General features: G+C 39.8%; 15 protein-coding genes. 3 read left to right on the forward strand and 12 right to left on the reverse strand.

What is annotated here, in order from left to right:
* Positions 1–120: 120 nt before the first annotated feature.
* Entirely contained in the window at positions 121–1,977 is a 1,857-nt protein-coding gene (lepA, locus tag Q8N37_02495; GenBank protein MDP3057367.1) for a translation elongation factor 4, read from the reverse strand.
* Positions 1,958–2,791, reverse strand: a complete 834-nt coding sequence (locus Q8N37_02500; GenBank protein MDP3057368.1) for a hypothetical protein — start codon at positions 2,789–2,791, stop codon at positions 1,958–1,960. The genes lepA and Q8N37_02500 overlap by 20 nt, the downstream gene beginning before the upstream one ends.
* Positions 2,792–2,998: 207 nt before the next feature.
* Here Q8N37_02500 and Q8N37_02505 point away from each other — a divergent pair, with 207 nt between their 5' ends.
* Together Q8N37_02505 and Q8N37_02510 are read left to right on the forward strand one after the other, a co-directional pair.
* A complete protein-coding gene (locus tag Q8N37_02505; protein MDP3057369.1) occupies positions 2,999–3,166 on the forward strand; it encodes a hypothetical protein in 168 nt (55 codons plus the stop codon).
* Positions 3,167–3,289: 123 nt separating this feature from the next.
* Positions 3,290–3,748 carry a hypothetical protein gene (locus tag Q8N37_02510; protein MDP3057370.1) on the forward strand — a complete coding sequence of 153 codons (459 nt, stop codon included), beginning with the start codon at positions 3,290–3,292 and terminating at the stop codon, positions 3,746–3,748.
* Positions 3,749–4,023: 275 nt separating this feature from the next.
* Here the strand turns inward: Q8N37_02510 and murJ are convergent, their stop codons facing one another.
* From murJ to Q8N37_02535, 5 genes are all read right to left on the reverse strand, one after another.
* Complete coding sequence (murJ, locus tag Q8N37_02515) at positions 4,024–5,649, reverse strand: murein biosynthesis integral membrane protein MurJ (protein MDP3057371.1); 1,626 nt, start codon at positions 5,647–5,649, stop codon at positions 4,024–4,026.
* A 172-nt stretch (positions 5,650–5,821) separates the two neighbouring features.
* Positions 5,822–7,528 carry a DUF4012 domain-containing protein gene (locus Q8N37_02520; protein MDP3057372.1) on the reverse strand — a complete coding sequence of 569 codons (1,707 nt, stop codon included), beginning with the start codon at positions 7,526–7,528 and terminating at the stop codon, positions 5,822–5,824.
* 21 nt (positions 7,529–7,549) lie between these two features.
* Positions 7,550–8,737 (reverse strand): glycosyltransferase family 1 protein, encoded by a 1,188-nt coding sequence (locus tag Q8N37_02525; GenBank protein MDP3057373.1) that lies wholly within the window; start codon positions 8,735–8,737, stop codon positions 7,550–7,552.
* A gap of 297 nt (positions 8,738–9,034) precedes the next feature.
* Positions 9,035–9,400 (reverse strand): hypothetical protein, encoded by a 366-nt coding sequence (locus tag Q8N37_02530; protein ID MDP3057374.1) that lies wholly within the window; start codon positions 9,398–9,400, stop codon positions 9,035–9,037.
* 164 nt (positions 9,401–9,564) lie between these two features.
* Positions 9,565–11,832 (reverse strand): carboxypeptidase-like regulatory domain-containing protein, encoded by a 2,268-nt coding sequence (locus Q8N37_02535; GenBank protein ID MDP3057375.1) that lies wholly within the window; start codon positions 11,830–11,832, stop codon positions 9,565–9,567.
* 86 nt (positions 11,833–11,918) lie between these two features.
* Here Q8N37_02535 and Q8N37_02540 point away from each other — a divergent pair, with 86 nt between their 5' ends.
* Entirely contained in the window at positions 11,919–13,271 is a 1,353-nt protein-coding gene (locus Q8N37_02540) for a reverse transcriptase/maturase family protein (GenBank protein ID MDP3057376.1), read from the forward strand.
* A gap of 289 nt (positions 13,272–13,560) precedes the next feature.
* Here the strand turns inward: Q8N37_02540 and Q8N37_02545 are convergent, their stop codons facing one another.
* The 5 genes from Q8N37_02545 to Q8N37_02565 all read right to left on the reverse strand — a co-directional run bounded on the left by Q8N37_02545 (position 13,561) and on the right by Q8N37_02565 (position 18,272).
* Complete coding sequence (locus Q8N37_02545; protein MDP3057377.1) at positions 13,561–13,911, reverse strand: four helix bundle protein; 351 nt, start codon at positions 13,909–13,911, stop codon at positions 13,561–13,563.
* Positions 13,912–13,976: 65 nt separating this feature from the next.
* Entirely contained in the window at positions 13,977–15,641 is a 1,665-nt protein-coding gene (locus tag Q8N37_02550) for a hypothetical protein (GenBank protein MDP3057378.1), read from the reverse strand.
* A gap of 333 nt (positions 15,642–15,974) precedes the next feature.
* Entirely contained in the window at positions 15,975–16,376 is a 402-nt protein-coding gene (locus tag Q8N37_02555; GenBank protein MDP3057379.1) for a hypothetical protein, read from the reverse strand.
* Positions 16,377–16,378: 2 nt separating this feature from the next.
* Positions 16,379–16,924, reverse strand: coding sequence for a nucleotidyltransferase domain-containing protein (locus tag Q8N37_02560; GenBank protein ID MDP3057380.1), 546 nt, complete (start codon positions 16,922–16,924; stop codon positions 16,379–16,381).
* A 145-nt stretch (positions 16,925–17,069) separates the two neighbouring features.
* The gene (locus Q8N37_02565; GenBank protein ID MDP3057381.1) at positions 17,070–18,272 is read right to left on the reverse strand and encodes a glycosyltransferase family 1 protein; all 1,203 of its coding nucleotides are present in this window, start codon (positions 18,270–18,272) and stop codon (positions 17,070–17,072) included.
* Between the last annotated feature and the right edge of the window lie 92 nt (positions 18,273–18,364).

The raw sequence follows: 18,364 nt of genomic DNA on the forward strand, positions 1-18,364 counted from the left end.
ACAATTCTCAATTTTCAATCAAATCCCAATGAATCAATTTTCAAACATTCAATTAAAATTGAAAATTAAAACATTGAAAATTCATTGTAAATTGGTACTTGATGCTTGAAAATTAAATTATTACTTCTTCATTATCTCAATAAATACGCTTTGCGGGATTTCCACGCGACCCATCGCTTTCATTTTTTTCTTGCCTTTCTTTTGCTTTTCAAGTAATTTGTTCTTTCTAGTCACATCTCCGCCGTAAAGTTTTTTGGTCACATCTTTCCGGTAAGGACTGATCGTTTCGCGCGCGATGATCTTTCCTCCGATCGCCGCCTGGATCGGAATGACGAATTGCGAACGAGGAATTGCTTCTTTTAATTTTGCCGCCATGGCGCGGCCGATCTCCATCGCCGATTTTTCCACGACAATCCTCGAAAATGCCTCAACCTTGTCTCCTCCTACCAGTATATCCAAGCGCACCAGATCGCCTCTGCGCCAACCGATAATGTCGTAGCTCATGGAAGCAAAACCGGAACTGACTGATTTTAAATTATCGTGAAGATCAGTGATGATATTGGCCAGAGGAGCTTCATACTGGATGATCACATGAGCATCGTTGATATAATCGGTTTTTATATAAATGCCGCGGATAGATTCCATTAAGGTCATTACTTTCCCAATATAATCCGCCGGTGTGATCACGTCAACTTTCGCCCACGGCTCATGCATTTCGGCGATCACTTCGGGCAGCGGCAAATGGCTCGCGGAAAAGATCTCTTCCAGCTCGCCCTTCTCGCTATTCCTTCTCTTTATTTTATAAATTACGCTTGGCGCTGTCAAGATGAAATTAATATTGTATTCCCGCTTGATGCGCTCCGCCATAATTTCCAAATGTAACAATCCCAAAAACCCGCAACGAAAGCCTTTTCCCAGCACCGAGGAACTTTCCGGCTCAAAAGTAAAAGCAGCATCGGTCAATTTTAACTTGCTCAGCGCTTCCCGCAAATAAAAATAGTCATCACCTTCGGCCGGATAAAAACTGGCATAAACTACCGGTTTGGGCTCATGATAACCCGGCAACGGCTCGATTGTCTGATTGTTTTGAATATCTTGATCTTCCTTTTCTTCCTTATGTTTTCCGCTCTCCGCTTTCAAACTTGTGATCGTATCGCCGGCCCGGCACTTTTCGATCGCTTTCAACCCCGTCGCGATCCAACCAATTTCTCCGCTGGTCAAATTATCTTTCTTTTTTAATTCCGGAATAAAAATCCCGGTTTCCAAAACATCGCCCTTAGCGCCTGACGCCATCAAATAAACAGAATCTTCAGCGCGAACAACCCCGTCAACAATTTTTACGTAAGCAATCACGCCTTTGAAGGTGTCGTAATATGAATCAAAGATCAGCGCGCGCAAAGGCTTGTCGTCATTATTCTTTGGCGAGGGTATTTCCCGGATAACCGTTTCCAGCACCTTATCCACTCCCATACCGCTTTTGGCGGAAATTTTCAAGATCGAATCGCTCTCGCAACCTAATAATTTTACTATGTCTTTTTCCACCTGCTCCACGTTCGCCGTCGGCAGGTCAACTTTATTGATCACCGGAATAATCACCAAGTCTTGTTCCATGGCTAAATATAAATTCGATAAAGTCTGCGCCTGAATTCCCTGTGTCGCGTCTACTAAAAGTATCGCGCCTTCCACGGCTGCCAAACTTCTTGAAACCTCATAATTGAAATCCACATGGCCTGGAGTATCAATCAGATCCAAAATATATTCCGTGCCGTTCAAAGAGTAATTCATCCTGACCGGCTGAAGTTTAATCGTAATCCCGCGCTCTTTCTCCAGATCCATGCTATCCAAATACTGTTCGGACATTTTTCTTTTATCAACTGTTCCGGTAATTTCCAATAACCGATCGGCCAAGGTCGATTTTCCATGGTCTATATGGGCCACAATTGAAAAGTTCCTAATGTTATTTTTTACTTCTGTCATATAAGTTTTGTAAACACTCATTTAGATTTCTTAATCTTTTTTTGTGTTTTAAGTATTTTTTAACTATATTTAATAAAATTATCAAAGATTCCTGCTTGCTTACCCTAATTCTCCAAAGATCTTTATTGTATTTATAACCAAAGATTTTATTATAAATTTGATTTTTTACCGCTATTCTGCTTGGCGCCGGACAATAAATTTTATTTTTTATAAACCAATCATAAAACCAAAAAATTATATTTTTATCATAACTATCTATTTTCAACCTCGCTCTACCGTCATAAACGCCAATATTACCTTCGGCATCAATATAGCCAGCGGCAAAAGCTGTAGAATAATTATTATCTTGAGAAATCCAATCTTCAACCAAGTCTACCTTGGGCAATAAAAAATTAAAACTTTCATTTAAAAAACAATTTATATGATAAGATTTATTTTTTTTGTTTTCTGCGATGCTAACTTGTCCGTATTGGCAAAAAAGCGCCTTCATAATTTCAACCTGATCAATATTCGTAGTATGGCACCGAACAATTACCACCTCAGACAAATTTGTTGTTTTGTAAACATTTAAATCTCCTAATCTAAACCCAACGATATAGGCTTTTTCCTCGTTAGTGCCGGAAAAATTTTTCTTCTCATATTTACTCTGTATAATAGACCTCGATAATGGTTCCATTCCATATTCTCTCATTCTATTCAATACGGTTTTAAAACTACAATTATATATATCCCCAATTTTATACTTGGATTTTTTTTCTTTATAATACAAGTTCTCTAGCTCTTTTTTGGAAATTATAATTTTTTTTCTACTCATATTAAATTAATATAGCATAAATGTTTAAAATGTGCAACCATGCAAACCTACTATTGTTTTTACAGCTTTTGTGTTTTAAATTTGTAAAAACGCTTGGAATTTGATATTATAATTAAAAGTTGAAACCAGAAAGTTCGTATAATAATTGTTATCCAAGTATCGCTTCGATCACTAGCTAAACAAAATTATTAATTTAATTATTTTTTTATGTCACAAATTACATGGTACGAACCACTAGAAAAGATCACCCCTTTTGTATTTAAAATTAAAACGCCCAGCGGAATAGGCACAGGATTTCAAATTTCTTATATTGAAAGGAATGGATTTTGCGGGATTGCCACTGCTGACCACGTTATCGCTCATGAACATGAATAGGAAGAACCAATAAAAATTATCCATCACCAATCGGGTAAATCGCTACTTCTTAAAAGTTCCGACAGAGTAGTTTGGCGTTATCCAGACAAAGACCTTGCTTTCATTCTATTTCAAAAAAAGAGTTTGCCAATCTTACCTAAGCCCTTATCGCTAATTAGCAAAGGTCATACAGTGAAGCAAGGGGTAGAAGTAGGCTGGTGCGGATTTCCATCAGTAGCAATTGATCAGCTGTGTTTTTTTGCTGGCTACATTAGTTGTCCAATTCGACAAGAAGAATCTTATTTAGTAGACGGGGTTGCAATAAATGGTGTTAGTGGAGGACCGGCTTTTTATATTGATCCTCTAACCAAAGAACCCAAATTTTTTGGGGTCATATCTGCGTATCGCGCCAATAGAGCGACTGGTGAAGCTTTACCTGGATTATGTATAGTAAGATCTGTTAACTCTTACCAATCCACACTCGAACAGATAAATTCTATTGAAGAAGCGAAACGCAAAGAAGAGGAAGAAAAGAAAAAGTTGGAAGAAGAAGCGAAACGCAAAGAAGAGGAAGAAAAGAAAAATAAATCCGTAAAAATATAACATAACAAAAAAATAATTAAATTATTAATTCTATCTTGCCCTTTGGATTACGATACCTGAGATCTCTCGTTCACATTTAATACAGAACGAGCAACTTTACTTTTCCTTTCGATGGTTGCCCTTCACTCATACTAATTCTTCTTGCCAACATGTCGGCCGCAATATCAAATACACGCAAATATTATCTAAAAACATAAATTTAATCAATACAAAAAACCGCCTTCACCGGCGTTTTTTTTTGCCCAAGCGCACAATAGCAATTTTTAATATTTTGGCTATATTTTTCCGCTTCCTCCATCCACTTCCGACGCGCTAACGGTAAAAATATTAACCAAGCGCCTTTTGACCGCACGGACAAACAGCGAAAGTTCGCGAACCTGGAAAATCCAGGCAAAAAACGAAAAAGCCAGCGCCAGAGCTGCAAAGCCGGCCGTTAAACGAATCGCCAGCGCCAAACTGTTCATTTTATAAAAATCGCCCGGGAATAAACTCGTCAAAAACCAAACCGCGGCTCCGCCCAAGGCGCTGGCAACAAAAATTTTGCCAAACGATTTCACAACACGCGCTTCGTCCAAGTAATTTATTTTTCTTCTCAAGAAAAAATACAGCATAAAAAAATTAACAATATTCATCAACGAAAAAGCGATCGCAAGCCCCACCACGCCGAAACCGGAATAAAAAACAAACCAAGTCGCCGCCCCGACATTCGCCGCCAAGCCGAACAAGCTGGTGTAGAAAGGGGTTTTTGTGTCGCCCAGCGCCCAAAAAGTTCTCACTACTTGCGAGACCAAAGATTGCGCCGCGAGCCCCAAAGCCAGAAAAACCAAACTGGTTTCCGTGGTCGCATAATCGATATCTGCTCTTCTCCCGATAAAATGGACGATCTCGGATCTAAAAATAACAAGAAATGCCGTTGCCGGAATTATAAAAAAAATAATTTCCCTCATCGTGCGGGAAAAAACAGCGGTAAATTTTTCTTTCTCGCCATTGGCCAAAAAAGCGGAGAGCGCGGGAAAAGCCGCGACTGAAAAAGATATTCCAATAAGGCCGAAAAATATATTATGGATATTGCCGGCAAGATAAAAAATAGACAGGCTTCCTGAAGCCAAAAATGAAGCAAAGATCGTAATAATAAAAAAATTTATCTGATTCACGCCCAAGCTCAAGGTTCTGGGCAGCATTATCCTGAAAATCCGCCGGACATCCGGGTTTTTCCAGTTAAAAGAAATTTTGTATTTATATCCGAGAGAAATTAAAACCGGAAGCTGCACTAAAAAATGCAATATTGATCCCAGTATCACTCCCAGCGCTACGCCATAAATTCCCATTGATTTCGCAAAAAAAACCGCTCCAATGATTATTCCCGCATTATAGACGACCGGCGCGAAAGCAAACATCATAAATCTTTTGCTGGATTGCAAAGCCGCGCCAACAACACTACTGATAGTAAGAAATATCGGACTTAAAAGCATAATTCTCGTAAGCGCCAAAGTAGTTGCGAATTTTTCTCCGCTCCATCCCGGAACAATAAATTTCAAAAGAACCGGAGCGAATACCGCCAAAAGAAAACTGCCCAGAATCACGCTAAATAAAAATATATTCATCACGTCATTGATCGTCTTCCAGGCAAGAGCGTCTTCCTTCCTGTAAAAATATTTGGAAAGTATCGGCACAAAACTGGCCGACAAAGCTCCGATTATCAAAAGATTGAATATCGTGTCGGGGATCCTGAAAGCGGCGTAATATATATCCAATTGATCTCCCGTGCCAAAAGTGCCGAATAAAATGCGATCCCGCACCAAACCTAAAAACTTGCTGGCTAAAGAAAAAAAACCGAGGACAATCGCCGCAGAAGCCAGGCTATCGATTTGATTGAAAAATATTTTTTTTAATATGTTCATTTTATATAAATACAATTACGGCACATATTGAAAGCGAAGCCAATTTATTTTTGATTGTACAAGGGGATTCAGGGGTTCCCCTATACTCGCCTCGATTCGTCGAGTCGAAGCGGGCAAGAAAAAATAATTGGCGAGCTTTGCCAAAAAAAGATTCAAAATCCTTATTAATAAATTATTTTCCAAAAATAACACCAGAAAATTTATCGCTTTCCATGTCTATAACTTTGGATATTTTTCCGTTTTTTATCGTAAAATCGGCGTAATTACCGATTATTCTCCAATTTTCAGGAAAAGAAATTTCATGATTTATCGTTTTCAACCTCGCTCCGGATTGTTTTTGGAACAAAATACTGTAAGAACCGGTGGCTTGCGGAGCGTCAAAATCAACTTTGAATGGCAATCTGTAGCGGTACGAAACGGTAACGCTCTCGCCAAGGCTGACATAAACCCAGGAAGCAAAAACCGTCTTTTCCGCTTCGCGCAAAATTTCCACGTTATTTTTCAAATCAACTTCTTTGCTATTTTCTGTTTCTGTCAATAATTCATCTTTTACAAAATTACTGTAATCAACCGCGGAGTCTTTGACAAAATGATCATCCTTTGTCATTCCTGTCGCCTCGATAAGTTCACTGCCGCGGGGAACGTAAATCCTGAGATAATCGCTATTTACTCTCTTATACCAATCATCCATGCTTTCATCCCCTTTGTGCGCGCGCGTGATCGTCAGCGTATTAATTACGGAACCGTCTTCTTCTATCTCGCTCGTCAAAGTCGCGGCCTCATCCATCACCGCATCGGTCTTAAAGCCATTAATGCTCGAGTGCACGATGGCCAAATAATCTTTTTCGGAATAATTGGCTTTCCCCGCCCAATTATGGTCTTCAACAAATGCCTGCGCTCCGCTATCTTTAAAATTCACTTGAATATCTTTTTGATCCAGATTAACAATGAAATTTTTGGCAATGGAAATCTTTTTATACGCTGGCAAACTATCAAGCTTTTCTTTCAGCACCTTAAGAAAATCCGCCAAAAAAAGCTTGGGCTGATTGACGGTTTTGTCGTATTCGCTTTCCACCTGCCGCGATGTCAGCTCAATGAAATTCTTCTCGCTTAATTCAACGCCATATTTTTCAACCTTTACCGGTCCGATCGCTTTCAGCAGATCCAAAACAACTTTCGGGTTTATCGCGATTATGCCGTCCATCGTCTCTCCTCCGGCTCTCTCGTAAAACCAGTTTATTTTTTCCGACGAAGTGGGAAAATCAAAAAACCAATTAGAGTCATGCAGGCTCCAGGCAGCGCTTATTTTTTTTATCGGCCGCGGGGGCTCAATGTTCCCGATAAGCTGGCCATCGATATTATAAACATCGTTCAGTTTTATGCTTTCAACTTTTCCCCCGTCGATTTTTAAAACCCCGACGCTCCCGATAAATCCGCCGGTGGCTCTGGATTCGGACGGGTTTTGAAAGACGAGAAGATATTTCTTGGGCCAATCAAAACCCAAGATACTCTTGAATTCTTCGAAACTGCCCGCCAGCTCTTTTATTTTCTTGGTTTCCTTGGTTCCGGGAAGAAAATTTACCGCTTCCAAAAGCCTGCCAAGCTCCGCAATATTTTCTTCGCTCATGGCGCTCGCCGTCAGATAATTATTTTTTATTTCCCTAAAACTTTTGTAAAGATCCGTGCTGTAATTCGCGATGCTTAAAAACGCCGCGAGAATTATACCGGCGATCATTTTTTTAAAAGGAAATCTGCTTTTTACCGGTTGCGCTTCGCACAAGACTTCTTTCTCTTTTCTCGACAAGTCCAGCACATAAGGACCCAAATCATTGCCATTTTCCTTTTTATTCATTCCGTTGGAAATATTATATTTTTGCATTTTATAATTTTCTTTTAAATCTTATGGCTTCTCGGGAGATAAGTTTTTTTCTAAAATTTTGCGATAGATTTTATAAGTTTCTTCCGCCATGCGGCGCCAAGAAAAATCTTCCAGTCTTCTATGTCCACTCTTGATCATTTTTTCCCTTAAATCACTGTCGGTTAAAACTTTTTTCATCGCCTCTGCCATTTCTTGATGATCATTGGGATCAAAATACAATGCGCTTTCGCCCAATACCTCGGGAAGCGAAGTTATTCTAGAAGCAACTACCGGCGCGCCGCTAGCAAACGCTTCCAGTCCCACCAGCCCAAAACCCTCGTAAAAAGACGGGATGACAAAAAGCGAGCAAATATTATAAAACTGGCACAATTCGCCGGCAGGAATAAAGCCGGGACAAATTATATCGTTTTCCAAATTTAAACTGCGAATTGTTTTTTTAACCTCCGGATAAAAAGGATCTTCTTTGCCGCCAAGAACCAGCTGATAAGCGCTTCCAAAATCTTTTTTAAAAATCGCAAAGGCCTTGATCAGCCCAACAATATTTTTATGATTGCGCCAGACACCGGTATAAAAAATGAACGGCTTCGCGATGCCATATTTAGCGCTTAGCTCTTCTCTTATTTTATCACGATTTGGCAAAATCCTGAAATCGTCGCTAACCCCTTCATAGGTCACGGTTATTTTGCTTTCCTTGGCGCCAAAATGCCTTATTATATCACGCTTGGTGGAAGCGGAAACGGCGATAACCGCGCTGGCTTTTTTGATCGAGGCGGCAAAAACCAGCCTGAAAGCCAATCTTCTTATCAATGAGTTCATTTTATTTCCCGGAAAGAAAAAAGGAGTAATGTCGTGGATGGTCACTACGGACCTTCCGGGATATAAAACCGGGCTATTGAAATGCGGAAAATGCGCGAGATCCAGCCGCTCGCCCAAAAGGTCAAACGGCAAGGCGATTTGTTCCCGCCATGAATACCAATGAGACCCTGTTTTTATTTTTTTAAAATTCTTTCCGGGCAATTGGAATCTATCAAACTCTTTCTCCGATAAAAAAATCACATATTGATTATTTTTATCAATTTCCGCCAAATTGATGATCAAATTCCGGATATAATTGCCAATACCGGTCTGTTCCGCGCCATACATTCTGGCATCAATACCGATTTTATGCGGTTTAATCTTCTTATTAATCAACAGCTCTGTTTTATTCATACTTTGACGAAAAAATTGTTTTATTAAGTGATTTTAAGTTTTTTCTAATGGCCATTGATTTAAGCTGAAATATGTTCTTTGTATCATCCCGAACTTGTTTCGGGATTTATCGCGAATTTTCGGCTTGATCTAGATGCTGAAACAAGTTCAGCATGACAAAACTTAAAATGAGTTCTATTGTTTATATTATAACACGAGAAGGAATTCGAGAAAACGGCCAAAATAAAAAAGCGCTCTTTGGAGAAGCGTCAAAAAGTCTTTGTATAAAAGGATAATGAAATTTATAAGTGATGTTTGCTAAAACGCGCTTTTTTCCGCCAGCATTCCCAAAAGATTTTTTACCGCTTCCTGCGAATCTTTTTCGCCTGGGCTGTCAATAAATTTTTTCCACTGGGCTAAAATTTCCGCGTCGCCTAAATTCCGCACCGCATTCTCCAATTCCAAACGCGTTTCAATATCCACTGTGCCGTTCGCTTTCAGTATTTTATCAATAAACATCTTATTGAAATCCAAATACTTTTTATTGGATTGAACTGCTTCCAAAGAACTTTTTGCCTGATTCAATTCTTTTTGCTGAGAAAAATATTTAATGGCGAAATAAATGTTGCCGGCTAAGAGCAAAATAAAAACCATGAGGCATGCGAATTTTTGATTATTAGACATAGCTGTTGATTTAATTTAAAATAATAAATTTAAAAATAATTCAAAATGACTAATTTAAAAACTTTTAAATTTTCCTGCACAATTTTTTAATTTGTTTTAATATTTTTAATTTAAAATTTATCATTGTTTTTGAATTTTAAATTTTGAATTTGTTATTTACAGCTTTAACCTTTTCTTCTTCTATCTTGATAAAAATTATATGCCAGAAAATAAGCAAGGATAAGCGCGACAATAGCCAGTCCTGCTATCGCTATCATCTCCCAATCCCTTGCCAGCGAGAATTTAGGTTTCAATTCCAAATTCATATGAACATTGCCGGCTTCGGAAACGGCAAAATTATCGCTTTGATGCGGATAATAGCCCGGGGCTTCGGCTTTGAGATAATAAGAACCGGCCGGAACCAGGAAAGAATATTTGCCGGTAGCATCCGTGGTCTGGGGATTTTTTTGATCAAAGTTTTGAGCCGGCCAGAGTTCATACTGGTTATTGGCAGGATTTAATCGGTAAATTGAAACTTTCACATTCTTAACTCTCGTTTCTTCTTCATTGGCTTCTTTGCGATACACATACCCTTCCGGATCAATCACTGTGATTAAGCGGATTTCTTTGGCAGGAATTGATTGATTTTGGTAGCTGATTAAAGAAATAATTTCGTATTCACCGGTGACAGCCGGAGTTTGGATGTCAGCAGTCCAGATGCCGTCTTTGTCAGAGTCAGAGTATTGAAATTGAGCCAGGACAAATCGCTGCTCGACTTCTTGGGGTTTGGATTCTTGAGCAGAAGCGGAAGAAATTAGAAAAGAAGAAATATCATCCCAAAAAGAGAGACCTTCTGGCGCGGGATTGGCGGAATACGCGCTTTTTTTCAAAGCTATATAACCGCTGATGGAGCGGGCCGGTTTATCCGGCTTAAAAGCGATACTTAGATTGGTTGAGGAAGGAGCGGAGATTTTTTGCTTCAGGGAATTCTCATCCATCACCAAGGAAGAATCAAGATTGATTTTTCCCGAGGCGGCGGAAACAAAGACGACTTCCGAGGGTATTTGTTCCTTTAAATTGGCGGGAAGATCAGCTAAAGGCGTTGGATTGCTGTCCGCCGGCTGAAGCTTGAGAATTTTCCAGAGATTGGGAATGCTAAAGCTGACGGATGGAACGCGGGAAGCGATATCGGAAATTTGAGAGATGCCAAGCTTTTTAAAAGTTTCGGCCAAAGAAGAAAATTTTTCAGTGAAAAAAGATATTTCATTGGTTTGAGGAGAAAAGTTTTTAACTTCCGGCAATTTTATAAGGTTCCAATCGGGATTAACGGGCTCGGGCTTTTCCGGCGGGGTTTCAAAATATGGAGGAGGAGGAGCGGGCTGGGCTTCGCCCTCCGCAGCCTTTGGTGAAGGATGTGGAGTTGCTTCGCCTGCCGCGGCTTTTGGCGAAGACTGAGGAGAAACTTGAGGAATTACAGACGGCGCGGGAATAACCGGCAAAGAGGCAATAATAATTATGGAATCGGAATAAACTTGCGAGCTTACGCCATATTGGGTGTAAAATTTTGCGTATAAAATTCTTTTTATCCCTTGTTTGGGAATTTGGCTATTGGGAATTGGCAATAACTCCCATTTTATTTCTTGTTGAAAAGGAAACTGGCTGGCATTTTTAAAATCAGGAAATTCGGAAATTGCCATTCTAACAGTGTCCGAGCCGACAATTAAAGTAAGATTAACTGTGGAACTATTTGTATATTCAGCGCCTTGATTAATGGAAATTTTAAATCCGGCTTCGGGATTAGTTGGCGGATTGTAAGCCGCGGGAGGCAAGCCGCCGCCGGAAGAGCAAGTTTGGCTTAAAATCGGACTTCCTCCGCTGCATCCGGAAGGAGATGACGAAATAATAGTTCTGGTTTGCTGGCCGACAGAACAACCGCTCCAGTCGGAATATGTCCAAGATACACAAGGCCTCGCGCTTTGCGGCCGCCAGTCGGTCTTGACTTTATAGTCCCCGCCGAAAATAATCCAGCCGATATTTTCGCTCAAAGCCGATCCGGTGAATTCGCCCGATGAATTAATAATCACGCCGCCATTAGCCGGATTGAATTTTATCCAGCCGGTGTTTTCGCTCCATCCATAACCTGATAAATTTCCTTCGCCATCGTTAATAATATTGCTTAAATTTATCCAGCCGGCAGTTTCACTTAAAGCATATCCAGTCATCCCGGAATCCGTCACATGGACATTGCCGTTAGCGGTACCGAAATTTATCCAGCCAATGTTTTCTTCCCAAGCGTATTTATAAACGCTGTCAATAGTGCCGTCAGTGGTTGAAGCGGAAACGGGAAATGCAAAAATAGCGCTTATAAAAACAAGCCCCGTTAGAAACGCGAAGAAGCTTAGAGCGCCAGCACCAATGATATTTTTTAATTTATCTTGTTTTTTTACTTTCATAATTTCTAACGGGGTAAATGGTATAATGAAATAATGCATTAAGTTTTTGAAGCCTTTGTTTTTATTCATATTTATATTAATATCTAATGAAAATTGTATCACTAAATCCGAATACCGCAGAGAGAGAGAGAGAGAGAGAGAGAGAGAGAGAGAGAGTAAATCCGCGCTCGGATATTCCTGCCCCGTCAAATCCGCAGGATTATTCGGGGTTTTCTTTTGAAAATCTCCTAATCGCTTATTACCAATGCCGGAAAACTAAAAGAAAAAGCTCAAGCGCGGCAAAATTTGAAATAAATTTTGAAAAAGAACTTCTTGAAATGTCATTGCAGCTCAAAAACAGGAATTACCGGCTTGGAAAATATACTTGTTTTGCCATCACTGATCCCAAAATCCGCGAGGTTTGGGCGGCTGACTTCCGCGACCGAATCATCCACCATTTGCTTGTCGGCTATCTTGAGCCTATTTGGGAGAAAAAATTCATTTTCCATTCCTACGCTTGCCGTAAAGAAAAAGGCGCGCATAAAGCTATAAAAAATCTCAGGCAAGCACTTAATATTCAATCGCCGAATATCCATAAATTATGGTATTTAAAAATAGACATAGAAAGTTTTTTTATGAGCATTAATAAATTCGTCCTTTTCTCGCTCGTTCAAAAACATATCAATAATACCGATATTTTATGGCTCTCCAAGCTTATTATTTTCCAGAATCCAACCGACAATTATCTCATCAAGGGAGACAGAAAAATCCTAGCCTCTATTCCAAAAAACAAATCTTTTTTTCATGCCCCGCCAAGCAACGGACTGCCTATTGGCAATTACACTTCACAATTTTTCGCCAATGTTTATCTCAATGAAGCCGATCAATTTATAAAACATAATCTTAAATGCCGCCATTATTTCCGCTATATGGATGATTTCTTGCTGCTTCACGAGGACAAAAATATTCTCCTGAAATGGCGAGATAAAATTTCAAATTTTCTTGAAAACCGGCTAAAACTCACGCTTCATCCTAAAAAACAGTTTCTTCAGCCAGTTTCGCGCGGCATTGATTTTCTCGGTTATATCGTAAAACCCGATTATATTCTCAGCCGAAGAAGAATTATCGCTAATTTCAAAAAGAAACTGCATTATTTCAATAAACTGCTGAATAATGATGCCGAGCCTTGGCCAGAAAAACAAAATTTTCAACCCGCTCTACCCTTAATATTCCATAATCAAACGCCGGCTTTGGAATTTATCCTTGAAACGCAGGCAACTATCAATTCTTATTACGGACATTTCAAGCATGCCAATTGCTCATATCTTCGGAAAAATCTCTGCCAAAAATATTTTAAAGAGCTGAATAACTTTCTGGATCCTGCTGATAAAACTTTTTCATCTTTCATTATCAACCCCGCAATCAAAAAGTTCTACCAAGAAAAAAATAAAGAATATTAACGGACGGAAGACAGCGCGAAATCTGTTGCTATTGTTGACATTATTATTATTGAAGTTGGAACAGGCGTTATTGCCCGCTATCCTCGCATTATTGTTGTTGTGCTGCTCCGAAAGCAAATGTCCGTCCACTTGCTAAAATCCGGAAGCCATCGCAATAGTGTGCGTAGGCCGCCTGTCATATATCCTGTCTTCTGCATAAAACAGAGGAATGGACTAGAATCTCCATTTTCCACCCTCTCCCTTTTGCCGTGGCAAAAAAGGACTCTGGCAGGAATAGAATAATCATAATTTATTGATTAGCCCATTTCTGCCAGCCACCAAGCTGTTTCCCTATTTCTTCTATTTTTTCATTGAACACCCCCAATTGCCCTCTGCTTATAACTTTCAAATCAAACGCCAAACGCAGATGAATCCTCAGTACTTCTTTTTTATAATCTATCTCGGCTATTCCTGATAATTTTTCTTTCCCCGTCATCGCGTTGGTTTTCATCACCAAGTCCAAAATTCCATGAGCGGTATTTTTCAAGCGCTCTCCCAGCGTATATTTATATTCTTTGCTGAAATTTTTTGTTGTTTTGTATATTTCCAGCGTGAGAATATACGCAGATTGAAATATGGATATATGATCATAACGCGCCATAAAATTAAATCAAATAATTCAAATATCCAAATTGTCTAATCATCAAATTGGAAAATGGAGAAAACTTACGGACGGAAGACAGCGCGAAATCTGCTGCTACCGTAGACAAGATTATTATTGAAGTAGGAACAGGCGTTATAGCCCGCTATCCTCGCACCCTTGTAGTAGTGCTGCTCCGAAAGCCATTCCCAAGAACCGCTATTAGACAAATCTAAAAATTCATCAGTCCTGCCAACTTGCCCGCCATAATTACCATAGGTTTTATCAGCCGTGTATGCCCCTATAGTACTTTCATAATTAGAACCGCCGTCTTTATATCCGCAAAATCCGAAAAAATCGCTAGCCGTAGGCAATCTCGTGCCTTTCCAATTATTCAAAACCTCCTGTGTTAGCGGACCATTATTACCGTTTAGTTGGTCGTCAACATCTCCATCAACGATGGTTGTCGGGTTGTAAGTCGCATGCGGAACAAGATAAATAATCGCGAATGTTGAACCAATAGCCGGATCCCCGCCTGTCCAGCCAGCCACAGTGAGCGCCGTTGCCGTATTGCTTTCAATTCGACCATAACTGCCCAAACCTGTACCACCAGTAATAAGCGCTTTTTGCCCAACCCATGCATTGGCGTTTAAAGAAAGTGAGGAGTCGGTTATGCTTGTTGCGTTTGCCGCCGTGGCTGTGCTAACCTTGACCGCGCGACTTGCTTCAGTGGGTAGCAAATCTCGGATGCCGTCATAGCAATCAGCGGTAGCCAGAGCAATAGCGCCGACGCCGACTTGCGCCGAAGTTGGATAAGACCCCCAACTGGGCGCGCCACTTGGAAAACTGCCGGCGCATGTCCAGTCACCTATCCATGAATTATCATAAAGAGCAAAACCGTCATCTTCAACAGCAAAAACCGAAGTGGCATCCGGCGTGCCGCAATTTGAAGCATAGGCGGAAGAAAGCCACGAACCATACACGGTAATAGTATCAGCGGTATTTAATTTGACAACGCCCCAGCAGTTGATAGCGGTGCCGGCAGTGATTTTAACAATCATATTCGCGTAAGCGTTCGCCGTCCAAACCGCGCCTGTTTTAATAATGGAATCTGCCGAACCGCCAGTCGCCGCCTGAGCGGTAATAGGCGTTGAGCCAATCTGCTCTGAACCATTCCAAGATAATGAAGTGACAGCTGATGCCCGAACACAAACACCGTCTTCGGGATCAATGGTGTCGCCATCGCCGTTACCATCTTCAAACCAGTACCAAGCCGGGTTCTGGGCGTCGCAGGCGGCTTGAGTTATGCTAGTGCCAGACCATGCTGTGCCCGGATAGCCGGAATAAGCGCCTGTGGAAGAAACGCCAAAGGCCGTTCCTTTTTTAACCGTTGCTGTTGATAAATTATCAGCATTATAAGTGCCGGCTACGCCTAGATATGATGTTCCGAGTTTGACAGTGTTGTCGACAATAGTGGGAATTGAATTATAAATTTCGGTCAAAGTGCGGCCGGTTCCTTCCAAGTTATCCGAAAAAGCAAAACTATGACCGCCTTCAGTTGCCGTGGCATTAGTAGTTAGCCGCGTGTAAATTTCTGAAATAGTATAAAATTTCGCGGCAGGTTCGCTTCCGCCCGATGGCGGAGTAATAGTGCCGGCTTTAACAACCATAGAAATAATCAAAATCGAAATTAAAACGGTTAATCCGCTTTTAAACCCGCTGGATAAATTTTGTTTATTAAAAATTCTCATAGTTTTATTATTAAACCGATTAATTAAAGCATAGATTTAAAAAATCAAAAAAGCGTCATAAAAAAGACGCTATATTGATGAGTAATTTGAAAAAGATAAAACTCGGCGAGCCTTGTTTACTCTCTCTCTCTCTCTCGTAATTCAGCCCTGCGGCTGAAATATATTTATAGTTTTGTTTAATCATAATTATATTATAGCATAATAAAAACTTAATGCAAAAGCCAAAATTGAAAATTCATGATTATTGAACCCGGAATACGCTCTTATTATACCGCTTATACCGCCAAACTGGCTTGCTTTCAAACTTGATCCACCCGCGCCAATTCTACCACCTTAAAATAATTTTTGTCCGGCGTTTAAATATTCCTCCACCTGCAAAACAATTTTTTTCAGCCATTCTTTATAACTCAAAGACTCTTTTCTCGTAATCAAAACGCCTCCGCTATACAAATCAAAATTTCTTTTCTTTCTCATTTCATTGCCCATCGCGAAAATATCTTCATCGCCTAAATATTCGGATAATTTTTTAACTAAATCAATATGATGCCCGACCCGCGACCTGACTCTCAAATTATTCTTGGCGCAGACCGCAATCGCGATTTTAAGCAAACTATCATAGGAAAATTTAAAAATAATCTCAGGAATATCCGAATCGCGGGCAATTTTAAAATCCTTGAGCGCCGAATTAAAATAATTTTCAATTTGCCTATCGGTAAATTCTTGTTTTTTAAACATATTTATAAAATTTTAACTGCTTTACCGCTAAAAATATTAGTTATAAATTCATCTTTATTTTTTTTCCTTTTGGCAAATTCCTCTTCGGTTAAATCGACAACATTAATCTCGCGCCTGATTTTTTCCTGTACTGGCAGCAGCGCTTTTGCCGCTTCCATAACCTGATGATCGCCGATTATCAAAACATCAATATCGCTTTCCGCTTCAAAATCTCCTTTGGCGTATGAACCGAAAATATAAGCTTCTTTTATTCCTTTAATTTTCTTTAAGCTACAGGCAATCATATCTCCCAATCCGTATTTCAATTCAAAAGCTTTTTTTACTTCTTTAAGCAAAGGGTAATTCTTGTTGATAAAATAATACCTTTGCTCGCCTGAAAATTCCGAGCTTAAAATTCCCTCTTTTTCCAATTTTTGCAGTTTTCGGCTTAAATTTCCCGGGTCAGCTTCCAAAATTCGCGCCAGTTCGTTGATATAATTTTTCTTGCTCGGATTTATAAAAAAATATCTTAGCGCCTTAATGGTAATTTCTGATTTAAGGTTAAACATATTATTATAATTCTTATTGTTAATTCTTACAATAGTTATTGTAGCATTATACAATAATTTAATCAACTCGAAAATTTAGAAATTATTAAAATCCTGCTCTTATTATACCGATAAACTGGCTTGCTTTCAAACTATTCCGGCAAAGCTAACCTTTGTTTACCGACTCAAAAATCTCCAGCGTCTCTCTCGCGCATTTGTTCCAGGAAAATTTTTTAGCCTGTTCGCGCCCTTTTAAGATCATTTTTTCTCTTAATTTTTCATTGCCTAGAACTTCTTCCATTGCCCGGGCAAGCTGGCCGCTATTGTAAGGATTGACCATTATGGCCGAAACTCCGACCACTTCCGGCAAAGACGAACAATCAGAAGTGATCACTGGCACATCGCTTGCCATCGCTTCCAGCGGCGGAAAACCGAAACCTTCATAGAAAGAAGGGTAAACGAACAAACTCGCAAGATTATATAAATACGCCTTGTCCTCATCCGCGATAAAACCGGTAAAAATTATATCGTCTTTCCAGGCGGAATGGCCAGCGGCATAAAATATGTCCTCGCAAAGCCACCCTTTGGAACCGGCGATCAATAACTTATGGCTTAAAGCCGATGGCGAATGGCTTTTTTTAAATAATTCAAAAGCCCTGATCAGCCCGATGATATTCTTGCGCGGCTCGATCGTTCCCAAATACAGAATATATTTTTCCGGCAAATTATATTTAATTTTAATTTCCTTAATTTTTGACCCTTTATCCTCCGTAGTTTTACTGTGTCCTTCTGAAGCCTTTGGCGAAAGAGGAGCGCAGGAGGAGACTCCGGAATAAATTACTTTTATTTTTTCTTTCGGAATGCCGTAGATCTCCCGAAGATCGTTCTTCGTCGATTCGGAAACCGCAATGATAAAATCCGCTTCCCGGGCAATTTTTTTGGGATTGACAAAATTATGCCAAAAAATCTGCTTGGGAGAAAAAAAATTGCTGTATTTTTCAAAAGAAAGATCGTGGAAAGTAACGACTTTTTTTGCTTTAAAAGACGGGAGCAGGTTAATATTCGGCTCAAACACAATATCCGCGCCATTCATTAATTTATCGATTTTAGGCCAGGAAAAAACCTTGAATGAAGCGTTCAAAATACGATTGGGAATAGACGAGCGGCAGAGGTCAATGTTAGAATTATTTTTTTTCGCTTTTTGGGAAAAATCCAAATAACGATTGCTTATGCTCTGGCCGCTGCTAAATAACAGGTATTTATTTTTATGATCAATGCTAAAAAGAGCGTTAAGGAGATTTAAAGCATATTCTTCCACGCCCGAATATTTTCCCTGCCCGATTGCCCGTAAATCAATGCCGATTATCATAAAATAAAATTACTAGGATCATATCTGCCAATACTTATTTTTTCTGCAAAAGCGCATTTTATCGCCTTCGTAAAACAATTTATTATTTTTTT

This window comes from bacterium (genome assembly GCA_030693205.1).
In the GTDB taxonomy this organism is placed as follows: Bacteria; Patescibacteriota; Minisyncoccia; order JAHIHE01; family JAHIHE01; genus JAHILZ01.